Annotated in this window: 13 protein-coding genes and 2 pseudogenes; 11 read left to right on the top strand and 4 right to left on the bottom strand. The window is 69.5% G+C overall.

The annotated features are described in order from the left end of the window. From ACGFX4_RS39135 to ACGFX4_RS39110, 6 genes are all read left to right on the top strand, one after another. Positions 1 to 135: Hsp20/alpha crystallin family protein (locus tag ACGFX4_RS39135; RefSeq protein ID WP_393085550.1), on the top strand; the 135-nt coding region annotated here is incomplete at its 5' end. Positions 136 to 240: 105 nt separating this feature from the next. After that, positions 241 to 645, top strand: a complete 405-nt coding sequence (locus ACGFX4_RS39130) for a DUF2267 domain-containing protein (RefSeq protein ID WP_393085548.1) — start codon at positions 241 to 243, stop codon at positions 643 to 645. Between the two features lie 63 nt (positions 646 to 708). After that, entirely contained in the window at positions 709 to 1107 is a 399-nt protein-coding gene (locus ACGFX4_RS39125; protein WP_393085546.1) for a DUF2267 domain-containing protein, read from the top strand. Positions 1108 to 1370: 263 nt separating this feature from the next. Beyond that, complete coding sequence (locus tag ACGFX4_RS39120; RefSeq protein ID WP_393085544.1) at positions 1371 to 1640, top strand: DUF6296 family protein; 270 nt, start codon at positions 1371 to 1373, stop codon at positions 1638 to 1640. A gap of 270 nt (positions 1641 to 1910) precedes the next feature. Then, positions 1911 to 2825 carry a carbohydrate-binding module family 20 domain-containing protein gene (locus tag ACGFX4_RS39115; RefSeq protein ID WP_393085543.1) on the top strand — a complete coding sequence of 305 codons (915 nt, stop codon included), beginning with the start codon at positions 1911 to 1913 and terminating at the stop codon, positions 2823 to 2825. Positions 2826 to 3220: 395 nt separating this feature from the next. Beyond that, positions 3221 to 4396: a glutathione-independent formaldehyde dehydrogenase gene (locus ACGFX4_RS39110; RefSeq protein WP_393085541.1), complete on the top strand. Its 1176-nt coding sequence runs from the start codon at positions 3221 to 3223 to the stop codon at positions 4394 to 4396. Positions 4397 to 4544: 148 nt separating this feature from the next. Here the strand turns inward: ACGFX4_RS39110 and ACGFX4_RS39105 are convergent, their stop codons facing one another. Continuing rightward, positions 4545 to 4658 carry a hypothetical protein gene (locus ACGFX4_RS39105; RefSeq protein ID WP_393085539.1) on the bottom strand — a complete coding sequence of 38 codons (114 nt, stop codon included), beginning with the start codon at positions 4656 to 4658 and terminating at the stop codon, positions 4545 to 4547. A 49-nt stretch (positions 4659 to 4707) separates the two neighbouring features. Continuing rightward, positions 4708 to 4860 (bottom strand): annotated as a pseudogene (locus tag ACGFX4_RS39100) (transposase); the annotation flags it as partial. Positions 4861 to 5314: 454 nt separating this feature from the next. Between ACGFX4_RS39100 and ACGFX4_RS39095 the strand changes: the two are divergent. After that, positions 5315 to 5474, top strand: a pseudogene (locus ACGFX4_RS39095) (IS256 family transposase); the annotation flags it as partial. A gap of 200 nt (positions 5475 to 5674) precedes the next feature. On the opposite strand, the gene ACGFX4_RS39090 reads toward ACGFX4_RS39095, so the two are convergent. Both ACGFX4_RS39090 and ACGFX4_RS39085 read right to left on the bottom strand, forming a co-directional pair. After that, the gene (locus tag ACGFX4_RS39090; RefSeq protein WP_393085537.1) at positions 5675 to 5998 is read right to left on the bottom strand and encodes a plasmid stabilization protein; all 324 of its coding nucleotides are present in this window, start codon (positions 5996 to 5998) and stop codon (positions 5675 to 5677) included. A gap of 236 nt (positions 5999 to 6234) precedes the next feature. Continuing rightward, the gene (locus tag ACGFX4_RS39085) at positions 6235 to 7065 is read right to left on the bottom strand and encodes an oxidoreductase (protein ID WP_393085535.1); all 831 of its coding nucleotides are present in this window, start codon (positions 7063 to 7065) and stop codon (positions 6235 to 6237) included. 91 nt (positions 7066 to 7156) lie between these two features. Between ACGFX4_RS39085 and ACGFX4_RS39080 the strand changes: the two genes are divergently transcribed. From ACGFX4_RS39080 to ACGFX4_RS39065, 4 genes are all read left to right on the top strand, one after another. Next, entirely contained in the window at positions 7157 to 7735 is a 579-nt protein-coding gene (locus ACGFX4_RS39080; protein ID WP_393085533.1) for a TetR/AcrR family transcriptional regulator, read from the top strand. Between the two features lie 411 nt (positions 7736 to 8146). Beyond that, positions 8147 to 8893, top strand: coding sequence for a transposase family protein (locus ACGFX4_RS39075; RefSeq protein ID WP_393085531.1), 747 nt, complete (start codon positions 8147 to 8149; stop codon positions 8891 to 8893). 998 nt (positions 8894 to 9891) lie between these two features. After that, positions 9892 to 11004, top strand: coding sequence for a tyrosine-type recombinase/integrase (locus ACGFX4_RS39070; protein ID WP_393085529.1), 1113 nt, complete (start codon positions 9892 to 9894; stop codon positions 11002 to 11004). Further along, a complete protein-coding gene (locus ACGFX4_RS39065; RefSeq protein WP_393085527.1) occupies positions 11004 to 11327 on the top strand; it encodes a helix-turn-helix domain-containing protein in 324 nt (107 codons plus the stop codon). Before ACGFX4_RS39070 ends, ACGFX4_RS39065 begins: the two co-directional genes overlap by 1 nt. Positions 11328 to 11330 lie beyond the last annotated feature (3 nt).

Raw genomic sequence — 11330 nt, 5'->3', positions numbered from 1 at the left:
ACCCTCGACCCCGCCGGGATCAGCGCCGACTACGACGCCGGCGTGCTGACCCTCAGGATCCCGGTCGCCGAGAAGGCCAAGCCCCGCAAGATCGCGATCAGCCACAACGGCGCCCGCAAGCAGATCCAGGCCTGACGGCCCGCCCGCACCGGACGTTCCACGCCGCCCCGCCTCCCCAGGGGCGGCGCGGAACTCCGATCCCATGACCCGTTTCCGACCCCACGGAGGGAGGAGACCGCGGTGACCCTGCGATGGGAAGCGTTCCTCGGGCATGTCCAGGAACGCGGTGAATACAAGACGCCCGACGAAGCGGAACGCTCGGCCCGCGTCGTTCTGGCACTGCTCGGTGCCCATCTCGTCGGTGACGTCCGGGCCGACCTCGCCCGACGCCTCCCGGAGACCCTCGCCCTGATCCTGCTCAACCCGCTGCAGGCCGCCGAACCGCTCAGCCCCGACCGGTTCGTCCGGGCCACCGCCGCCTGGATCGACGGCGCCACCGCGACCACGGCCCTGTGGGACGTCGGCGCGGTCCTGTCCACCGTGGTGGACGCGGCCGGCGAAGACCTGCTGGACCGGATCCTGTTCCAGCTGCCCCCCGGCTACGACCTGCTGTTCGGCCGGCCCGCACCCGGCCGGCGCCCCTGACCCGACCCGCAGCCCCCGCGCCGCACACCGCTCGTCGCGGCCCGATCCGGAAGGCCACCATCCATGACACGTCACCGCCGCCTTCTGCAGCAGGTCCGAACCCTCGGCCGCTACCCCAGCGAGGACGAAGCCGGGCGCGTCCTTGACACGGTCCTGGCCCTGCTGGGCTCCCAGCTCACCGCCGAGGACCGTTGCGACCTCGCCGCCGTCCTGCCCGAACGGTCGCGGGTCCTCTTCGCCGCGCAGATCCCACTGCCCGAGCCGGTCACCGCACCCGCCTTCGTCGAAGCGGTGGCCGACGCCCTGGGCACCAGCCTCACTTCCGCCCGCTGGGACGTCTCCACCGTGCTGACCGCCCTCGGCGACCTCGCCGGCCACCACCTGACCAGCCGGATCCTCGACCACCTCCCGCGCGGCTGGGCCCTGCTGTTCGGCCGCGCCGAATTCACCACCGCGGCCTGACACGCCCACCCCGGCCCGGCGTCGGCGGCAGCCACCGACGCGGAAAGCGCGCGATCCGGTGCGACTCGACTGCCGCGACGCCCGGCCGATCCGGGCTCGAGCGGACCGCCGACCCGCGTACCGGAGAGGACGAAGCCATGCGAGAAGGACCGGCCGACAAGCGGCCGAGCGACTCCGTGCCGGAGCCCCGGGTCAGACAGGCAAGCGCCCGGACCGACCTCTGCCCTGACGCTGCCCGCCCACGCACCCGATGGGGCACCGCCATGACCGGCGCCCCGCGCTACGCGGTCACGCTGCCGGGACCGTTCGGCTCGCACTCCCCGCCGCACATCGTGATCGCCGAGTTCACCGGCAGCCACACGGCGGCCGGCGCCCCTGTATACGGCGACACGAGAACCGGCTTGCGGGTGGAGATCCACGCCGGCGCCGCCCGAGTCCTCGACCCCGGCTCCCACCCGGCCCCACCCACCTGCCTGCACGCCGTGCCCGTCGGCCGAGCTCGCCCGCCGACGGGCCCGCCGCGCGGCGCCTGAAATATTTTTCGCCATCTTGCGCAAGAGGCATGTCCCGCCCCGCGGCGGGGCGGGACCGACCGACGCGCACACAAAGAGGGACATCACACCCTCCACGCCCGTTCAACCGTTGAACAAGTTACGAAGGCATTACCGCGAGCACGGCCGATTAGCTTCCATAGATGAACACGCGACCCGACTTGAGCCTGCCTTTTATTCCAACTCATGTTGAGATGTGGCGCAGAGAGCGGCCTCGCGCCGCCGTACCCGTGCTCGTGAAAGGGAAGCCGCATGACCCTGACCACTGCCCGCGCCGCCGCGCTCGGACGCGCGCTCCTGCTCGGTGCGTCGCTCCTGGCCTTACTCGGCGGCACCGCCGTTCGCGCCCACGCCGCCGGCTCCGGGGACGCCACCGTGACGTTCAAGCTCAACGCCACCACCGACTACGGCGACACCGTCCTGCTCGCGGGCAGCTCACCCGAGTTGGGCGCCTGGGACACCGCGAAGGCGGTCCCCCTCACCACGGATGCCAGGGCGTATCCGACCTGGTCGGCCACCGTGCGAATCACCCCGGGTGGCTCGGTTCAGTACAAGTACCTCAAGCGCACCGCCGCCGGCGACCTGACCTGGGAGAACACCCCCAACCGCTCCCTGACTCCGCCCCAGGGCGAGACGGCCCTCGACGACCGTTGGAACGTCGCCACGGGCACCCCCGTGGCCACCACCTTCCGCGCCGCGGCCACCACTACGGGAGACCAGAACCTCTTCGTCGTCGGCAACCTCGCCGAGCTCGGTGGGTGGGACCCGGTCAAGGCCGTCCCCCTGCACACCGACGCCGGCACCGCGTCGTGGACCGGCGCAGCCCAGCTGCCGCCCAACACGGCCGTCCAGTACAAGTACCTGAAAAAGGGCCCCGGCGGCACCGTCATCTGGGAGGACGGCGACAATCGCACCGGCGTCACTCCGCCGACCGGCACCCTCACCTTCGCCGACACCTGGCGAGAGACCGCACCCCCGTGCCTGAGCTACTCCAGCGACTGGCGCTACACCTTCGTCACCAACGCCTGCACCCAGCCCTACTCCGTACAACTCGCCTACGTCAGTGGCGCGTCCAGTCCCTGCCGGTACACCGAGCCGGGGGACATGGTCACGTTCGCCGGCTACGGCACGAATGCCGACTACGTGACGCGACTGCGGCTCTGCTGATCCCGTGCGAGCGCGGGTGCAGTCGGAGTGCACGGCAGTCGTGGGCATGTCCTGGTTCGGGGAATGTCGGCCGCCGGCACCGCCCTCGCCCCCATCGTCCTGTCCTGGCGCGGCTCGCTGACATCGGGCGGACGGCGGGAGCGGGCGCCGGAGCCTCGCCGGTGAGTGGTTGTTTCACGTCCAGGCCGGCAGGCAGCCGCTTGGCACGCCGCCGGAGCGCCGAAGCTCGGCCTGGCGGGCCGGTGGCGGCGCCCTCGTTCCACCTGATCCGGGTGGAACGGCCCGTAGAGGCGCGCCGGAGGCACCGACGACGTCGTGCCACTTCGCGAGGCGGGCTCCTGCGCCGCCTCATCATCGCCGTGCAAGCAGTCATGCCACGGCAAGAGGGAAGTCCCATGAAAGCAGCGGTATACGAGGGACCGCGGACGGTCACGGTGAAGGACGTGCCGGACCCGAAGATCGAACATCCCTGCGACATCATCGTCCAGATCACCACCACCAACATCTGCGGCTCGGACCTGCACATGTACGAGGGCCGCACCTCGTTCGAGACCGGCCGAACGATGGGCCACGAGAACATGGGCCAGGTCGTGGAGGTCGGCTCGGCCGTCCGCAAGGTCCAGGTCGGCGACTACGTGGTCCTGCCCTTCAACATCGCCTGCGGCTTCTGCCAGCAGTGCGAGCGGGGCCTGACCAACTACTGCCTGACCATGCAGCCCGAACCCGCCCTCGCGGGAGCCGCCTACGGATTCGCCGACATGGGCCCCTACCAGGGCGGCCAGGCGGAGCTGCTGCGCGTTCCCTACGGCGACTTCAACGCCCTGCGGCTGGGCGAGGACGCCGTCGAGCGGCAGACCGACTACGTGATGCTCGCCGACATCTTCCCCACCGGCTACCACGCCACCGAGATGGCCCACGTCAAGCCGGGCGACCAGACGATCATCTTCGGAGCCGGTCCCGTCGGGCTGATGGCCGCCTACTCGGCCCTCCTCAGGGGCGCCAGCCGCATCTGGGTGGCCGACCACCAGCGCGACCGGCTGCAAATGGCGGAGGACATCGGTGCCATCCCGATCAACACCGCCGAGCAGGACCCGGCAGAGATCGTCAAGGAGGCCACCCTCGGCCTCGGAGCCGACAACGGCTGCGAATGCGTCGGCTACCAGGCACACGACCCCCAGGGACAGGAGGACGCCGGCCTCACCCTCAACGGCCTGATCGACTCGGTCAGGTTCACGGGCGATATCGGCGTGGTGGGGGTGTTCCTGCCCCAGGACCCCGGCGGCAAGGAGGCTCAGGGAGAGCTGGAAGCGCAGGGAAAGGTTCCGATCGACTTCGGGATGATGTGGCTGAAGGGCCAGCGCATGGGGACCGGCCAGGCGCCGGTGAAGAAGTACAACCGAGCGCTGCGGGACCTGATCGCCGGCGGGAGGGCGATACCGAGCTTCGTCGTCTCCCACGAGCTCAGCCTGGACGAGGCCCCCACCGCGTACGAGCACTTCGACGCCCGCGACGAGGGCTGGACCAAGGTGGTCCTGCATCCCGACGGACACGGCAACGGCCAACAGCGCTGAGGAACACGGTGCGGCACCCGCACGAAGGCTTCGGGGGTGCGCTCTGGCGTGAGCCGCAGGAGACGGGATGCGGTCATGTGACACGAGCGTGGTGCGCCGGAGCCAAGACCCGGCGCACCACACTCGCCTCAGGTCATCTGACGACCGGTCAGCCCGTCTCGGCCCGCCGTGACTCGGCAACGGCGAGGCCTGCGACGGCCACGAGCATCAGCACCGTGCCGATGACCGTGGCCTCGGTGAGCCGCTCACCGAAGAACAGCACGGCAAGCACCGCCGCACTGACCGGCTCGATGAGCATCACCACCGACCCCGTTGTCACCGTGCTCGGCGAGCAGGTCGAGGAGCTTGCGGCAGCCCGCCGCGTCGTCACTGATACGGGTCTTGGCGAGCATCTGGCCGCTGTCACCGACCAGGGCGACGTCGTGGTGCTTCTCCGCCCAGTCGATGCCGCAGAACACCGCCATGTGTATGCCTTTCGTCTGGTTGTCTGTACTGGTCACGAGCTCATGCGGGCCACGCGGCGACCTAATGCCAGGACTCTTCGGTCCGCCATCTCACTAGCCGTTCGCGGCACCAGCGCACCGCACGGGCCTCGGTCTGTCCCAAAGCTCGTCGGCTCGCGGAGAAGGGGGAGGTGACCGTGCGGCGGGCTCGCACCACCACGGCCAACGGCGGGCAGGCCCTGCGTGTTTCGTGGCGCCCGGAAGGCGTCGGGAGCTGCCTGTCTTGTCCAAGATCTCGCCGGACCAAAGGGGCCTCGGAGTCATCCCGGCGTCCACCGGACGCCACGAAACACGCTGCGGAGACTGTGCCGATCTTGTTCGAGGCCTCATAGACGAGGAGATCCCAGGCATCGGCTCCGTAGGTCTCGGGCGGGCCTGAGCGGCACCGTCCGGAACCTCGTACGCATGGCATTAGGAGATCCGCCGTCGTACCGACGTCGTCGCGATCTTCCGACCGCTCCATGAACATCCGCATGGTCGGCGCGGTCCTGGCCGAGCAGAGCGGCGGCGAATGGGCAGAACAGCGTCGCTACATCTGCTCCGAGATCCTGGGTCGCTGCCGCTTCCACTCGATCGCGGAGAAACCCCGACGAGGCCCCCACGACCGCGCTCAGCGCCTAGCCTCACCGGATCACCGAGTGGCCGTCAATACACCACTCCAGCGGACGCGGCCCCTCCCGCCCTGTGCCGTCCTCGCGGGAGACGTTCTTACCTTCCACGGAAACCGAGCCGTTGCGCGAGCGTTGCCGCCCCTCGGCCGCCAAGGAAACCGCGATCAGCGGCCGAGGGCGTTGGCGAGTTCCTTCTTGTTCATCTTCGAGCGGCCGTGGATGTTGCGCTGCTTGGCCTCGTTGTAGAGCTGCTCCCTCGTCGGTCCCTGGGAGCCGGAGTGCGAGCGCTGGCCACCGCGCCGGGAGGAGGACGTGTCGCGGGTGGAAGAGCGGCTGGCAGTTTTTGACTCGCCCTGCCGGGCCCGTTCCTTGTTCACGGTGCGGGACGCGATCTCCGCTGCCCGCTTCTTGCTCTCTCCACGGTCCAGCGCGCTCTCCTTGATGTGCTCGTACTGGCGTTCACGCTTCTTGCTCGAGCCGGCAGGCATGACTCCTCCTTCTTGATGCGCGCCACACCGTCTACCCCGAGATCACGGGCCGATTCGCGACCGGGCCCGTGGAACACCCAGCCGCCGACCCGCGAGGTTGCGGCCCCACACAGGACGGGCCCTCCGGCCTCGGTCTCAGGATGCTCTGCCGAGTGACGCGGCCTGAGGCGCGGGGCGAGCCGGGACGAATCGAACACGTGGTGAGGCCCGTCACCACCCTCTGTCCGTCGAGTAGTTCAGCGGGGCAGGCCCACAGCGCGGGAGATGACGGCATCGAAAGCGCGGTCGGGCAGGACGCGGCGCAGGGCGATCAGGGGGCGGGCGCCGAAGCCGGTGGCATAGCGGGTCCTGGGGCGGCGGGCGGTGACGGCCTTGCCGATGGCGTCGGCGATGACGGAGGGCGGGGAGTTGCGCTTGGCGTTGGCCTCGGAGCGCAGGGAGGAGGCGACGACGGTGGCCTGGGCGGCGTAGGGGCCGCCGGTGGAGGACTTCTCCAGTTTGTCGGCGGCGATGGCGCCCCATTCGGTGGCGATGCCGCCGGGTTCGATGACGACGACGTCGATGCCGAAGGGCTTGGCTTCCAGGCGCAGGCAGTCGCTGAGGGCTTCGAGGGCGAACTTGGTGCCGTGGTACCAGCCGCCGAGCGGGGTGTAGATCTTGCCGCCCATGGAGGTGACGTTGACGACGGTGCCGGATCGGCGGGTGCGCATGTGGGGCAGGACGAGCTGGGTCAGGCGGATCGCGCCGAAGACGTTGACCTCGAACTGGCGGCGGGCCTCGTCCAGGGGGACGTCTTCCAGGGCGCCGTAGGAGCCGTAGCCGGCGTTGTTGACCAGGACGTCGATACGGCCGGTGTCGGCGACGATCTGCTTGACGCCGGCCCGCATCGAAGCGTCGTCGGTGACGTCCATCGCGAGCGGGCGGATGCCGCGCTCGGCGAGCGTGGCGAGGCGGTCGGCGCGCCGGGCGGCGCCGTAGACGGTGTAGCCGAGTTCCTGCAGCTTGAGGGCGGTGGCTTCCCCGATGCCGGAGGAGGCACCGGTGACGAGGGCGGTCTTGGCGGGCATGGCGGGGTCCTCACGATTAAGATGAACTCAGGTTCACTATCTATCCTGAACCACAGTTCACCTTGATGCAAGTGGAAGGGCAGGCACCTCCGTGACCCAGGCCAGGGCGCCGCGCGCCGACGCGGTCCGCAACCGTAAGAAGATCCTCACCGCCGCCGGTGGACAGATCACCGCCCACGGCCCCGATGTGGGGATGGACGAGATCGCCGCCGCCGCGGGCGTGGCCGTGGGCACCCTGTACCGGCACTTCCCCACCAAGACCGACCTGGTCGCTGCCGTCGTTGCCGAGTACGTCGCCCGCGTCGCCGACGACGCCGAGGCCGCGCTCGCCCGCGTAGCCGACGGCACAGGCCGCGCCCTCGACGAGCTCACCGCGTTCCTCGGCCGTGTCGTCGAACAGTCCGTCACCGACCGCGCCGTCAAGGCCGCCGCTCAGACCCTCGGGGCGGAGCCGGGTGACCGCGCCGACGAGGACCGCGCAGGCTCGGCCGTCGCCGGCCTCATCCGTGCCGGGCAGGCCGACGGCGACATCCACGCGGACGTCACCGTCAACGACATCTACCTACTGTTCTCCACCGCACCCACCGACCAGCCACCCGCCGCCCGGAACCGCTGGCTCACCCTCGTCACCCCCGGACTCACTGCCCGAACCCGACAACCGGAGAGCTGACAGCCGGCTGCGGTCAGGGACCGCCACCTGCGCGCGACAAGATCACGCAATTCGACCGCGAGCCGATCTCTGAGCAGTCGTGCGCGCCCGGGCCGCGGCGGCACCCGGGATGTTCCAAAACTGGGGCAAAGGATTGCGATACCTGGATGCTTCTGCGAAGTTCTGCACCGCTCAGGGGGTTTCCGACCTGATGGGCGACGCTGTCCCAGCGGCCGAGGAGCGCCCTGAGAAACGGGCCGGCTCATCCGCGAGGCCGCCGAGAAGTCAGTGAACCTCTTTCATCCTGTCTCGGCAGGGTGAAATGCCTGGTCAGCGGGGTGGAGCAACAAGGCGAGGCTCCTGGTCGTTGCGCTGGTGTTCTCTACGCACCATGCCTCGACCGAGGAGCCTCGCTTGGTTCCGTATCCTGCCATGCTCGACGTCCCGCACGAACTCGTTGAGCACGTCTCGTGGCTGATCTACGCCCGAAGGCGTGAACTGCGTTCGCGTTGGCGGCGCTTGAGCTGCTTCAAGCAGGCTCTGCTCACTCTGGCCCATCTGCGGAAGAACGAGACTCTTGCGCAGGTCGGAGCCGGCTTCGGGGTCTCGGAGACGACCGCCTGGCGGTACGTCGACGAGACCCTCGAGCTCCTGGCCGCATGGGCCCCGGGTCTGCGCGAGGCGCTGGTGGGCCTGGGCGAGGGCGACCTCGTGATCGTCGACGGCACCCTGATCCCGACCGACCGGATCGCCACGGACGAGCCGCACTACTCGCAGAAACACCGCAAGCACGGGATGAACGTGCAGGTCGTTGCCACACCCGACGGCACACCGCTGTGGTTCTCCCGAGCTCTACCCGGCCGCACCCACGACCTGACCACCGCCCGCGCCCACGGAATCGTCCAGGCCTGCCCGACCCGCGAGATCCTGGTCCTGGCGGACCGGGCCTACCAAGGTGCCGGCGCCACCGTCCGCACCCCCTACCACCGACATCACGAACTGCCCGAGCACTACCAGCAGTACAACCGCGACCACGCCCGCCTCCGAGCACCCGGCGAACGCGCCTTCGCCCGGCTGAAATCCTGGCGACTCCTACGACGGACCCGATGCTCAACCAACCGCATCAGCCGAACCATCACCGCCGTCCACACCCTCCTGACCTGGCAAAACTCAGAATGAAAGAGGTTCAGTGACGGCAGCGAGGGCGCCAAGTACTGGCTGCGAGCGACCATGCAGGGTCCGCGACTCCGCGGCCTTTGAATTCGGCCAGGACGTCGCCGCCTCTGGCCGAACTGGCGCACAATCAAGAGAAGGCCCGCGATCAGGCACCGGCTCCAGGCAGGGCGCTCCCACGATGAGCGTCGGAGCGAGGCCGAGGCGGTTAGGCGGTTAGGCGGTTAGGCTGCCTGCGGCGCCGGGTGGGTCAGTGAAGCGAAGCTAAGCTAGTTAGTAGCTTTTGTTACGTTTGCCATGCTTCGAGACGTAGCCCGAGCACCACGTCGGGAGGCGTCGTGTGCGCGTTCCTCCGACGATCCGTCACCCGGTGCCTGACTGCCAGACACGCCGTCGGTGGAACTCCGGGAAGCTGCCCCTCGCCAGTGAAGGGGGAACGATCGTGCAGCTGACCTTCGTCGTCGACGCGGACGACCATCCTCATCGGGTACCTGAGCTCGTGCCAGGTTGTCGCGCATCCCATGCGGTGGCGCAGCCGCCGCGGAACCCGGTCCTACTCGTGACGTGCCAGACGGGTGCGTCGGTGGCGCCGCGCGGCGGCCGGGCTGCCCGGACGTGATGACGAGAGGTGTGCGGATGATGCGTGCGATCGAGGAGTTCGACCTGGTAGTTGGTGGCGGGCCAACCCGCCGCGCCGCCGACCGGATCCGCGGGCAACTCACTACCGGCTGAACACTCCCGCTACTGGCCGTTCCGATCCTCCTACCGACGCCAATCGCATCGGATACGAATAGGCGACACCGAGCCTGGAACTCGCTGACCGTCGGCCGCTGCCGGGACTGCCAGGGACGTTGCACCCGGCAGTGCATAGATGACGGTAGCGACTGCGTCGGCCTAGCGCGGGCTCCTTCACTCCATCGAGCGATTGAGCTGGGGAAACGCCGCCGACTCGCATCAGATGCGAAAAACTCGCGTCCAATGCGATCGACGGAGAGTGATGGCGGATGAGTCAGGGCGGCCTCGCACCGGGGTCTGCTCGCCTGCACCTGATCGACGGCCTGCCGATGCTGCGGCCGGACGAGCAGGTCTTCGAGGCGATGCTCCAGGGCTGGCGCAACCAGCAGCGCGCGCGGAACCTGTCGCACGGGTACGTATCCGACCAGGAGCGGACGGTGCGGGCCTTTACCCGGCACGCCGATGTCCTGCCGTGGCAGTGGGCGCCGCAGCACGTCGACGAGTGGTCGGCGGATCTCCGCTCGGTCCACGGCTGCGTCTGCTCCACCCTGCGCAACTACCAGGGCGCCGTGCGGCAGTTCTGCGACTTCCTGACCAACCCGGCCTACGGGTGGGCGGAGGAGTGCCTGCGCCTGTTCGGCACGCACCCGGTCCAGGTGGTCCACGAGTGGAACGCGGCGGTGCACGCGGACGAGGGCGAGCCGGAGCGCCGGGCGTTCACCAAGCCCGAGTTGGAGGCGTTCTTCGACTACGCCGACGACCAGGTGCTGCGGGTCCGTGGCAAGGGTCGCAAGGGCTGGCTGCCGGCTTTCCGCGACGCCGCCCTGTTCAAGACCGCCTACGCCTACGGGCTGCGGCGCAACGAGACCCGCATGCTCGACCTCACCGACTTCGGCCGCAACCCCGAAGGGCGGGAGTTCGGAGAGTACGGCGCCCTCCAGGTCCGCTACGGCAAGGCGAAGAAGGGCTCGCCGCCCAAGCGCCGGAGCGTGCTGACCGTCTGGCGGTGGACACCCGACACCGTCGACGAGTGGATCAGCGAGGTCCGCCCCGGCATGAGGCACGCCAGCGGCCCTGCTCTGTGGCCCTCCGAGCGCGGACCGCGGGTCGGGCTCCAGCGCCTGGACTCCCGCTTCGCCGTCTACCGCGATGCGCTCGGCCTGGATCCGGCCCTGGAGTTCCACTCCCTGCGCAGGTCCTACATCACGCACCTGATCGAGGACGGCTTCGACCCGCTGTTCGTCCAGCACCAGGTCGGCCACGACCACGCGTCCACCACCGCGATCTACACCTGCGTCTCCTCCGACTTCCGCACCCGCACCCTGCGCCGCGTCCTGGACGCCACCGTCGAGGCCGCCCTGCGGCCGGGAAGGATCTCCTGATGCCGCGCCAGATCGGCTACCGGTGGCGCCTGCGCGAGCTGATGGCCGCCCGCGGCATGTTCACCGTCACCGAGCTAATGCCCCACCTGTCCGAGCGCGGCATCACCCTGTCCGCCTCCCAGGTCCACCGCCTGGTCTCCGGCACCCCCGAACGGCTCTCGCTGCCGGTGCTGGCCGCGCTCTGCGACATCCTCGGCTGCACGCCTACCGACCTGATCAACACCTCCGCCGAGAACCTCACCGCCCGGCGAGCCGTCGGCCAGGACGCGCCGATCGACCTGACCGCTCGCCGACCCAAGCAGGTCAGGCTGACGGAGGACTGATCG

The organism is Kitasatospora sp. NPDC048365 (genome assembly GCF_043200835.1).
GTDB lineage: Bacteria > Actinomycetota > Actinomycetes > Streptomycetales > Streptomycetaceae > Kitasatospora > Kitasatospora terrestris.
This window is presented reverse-complemented; position numbering and strand designations above follow the sequence as displayed.

Bases quoted from the DNA above. Each gene is read 5' to 3' on its own strand.
- ACGFX4_RS39125 (WP_393085546.1), top strand. From the start codon at position 709: ATGACACGTCACCGCCGCCTTCTGCAGCAGGTCCGAACCCTCGGCCGC.
- ACGFX4_RS39120 (WP_393085544.1), top strand. From the start codon at position 1,371: ATGACCGGCGCCCCGCGCTACGCGGTCACGCTGCCGGGACCGTTCGGC.
- ACGFX4_RS39115 (WP_393085543.1), top strand. From the start codon at position 1,911: ATGACCCTGACCACTGCCCGCGCCGCCGCGCTCGGACGCGCGCTCCTG.
- ACGFX4_RS39110 (WP_393085541.1), top strand. From the start codon at position 3,221: ATGAAAGCAGCGGTATACGAGGGACCGCGGACGGTCACGGTGAAGGAC.
- ACGFX4_RS39090 (WP_393085537.1), bottom strand. From the start codon at position 5,998: ATGCCTGCCGGCTCGAGCAAGAAGCGTGAACGCCAGTACGAGCACATC.
- ACGFX4_RS39085 (WP_393085535.1), bottom strand. From the start codon at position 7,065: ATGCCCGCCAAGACCGCCCTCGTCACCGGTGCCTCCTCCGGCATCGGG.
- ACGFX4_RS39075 (WP_393085531.1), top strand. From the start codon at position 8,147: ATGCTCGACGTCCCGCACGAACTCGTTGAGCACGTCTCGTGGCTGATC.
- ACGFX4_RS39070 (WP_393085529.1), top strand. From the start codon at position 9,892: ATGAGTCAGGGCGGCCTCGCACCGGGGTCTGCTCGCCTGCACCTGATC.
- ACGFX4_RS39065 (WP_393085527.1), top strand. From the start codon at position 11,004: ATGCCGCGCCAGATCGGCTACCGGTGGCGCCTGCGCGAGCTGATGGCC.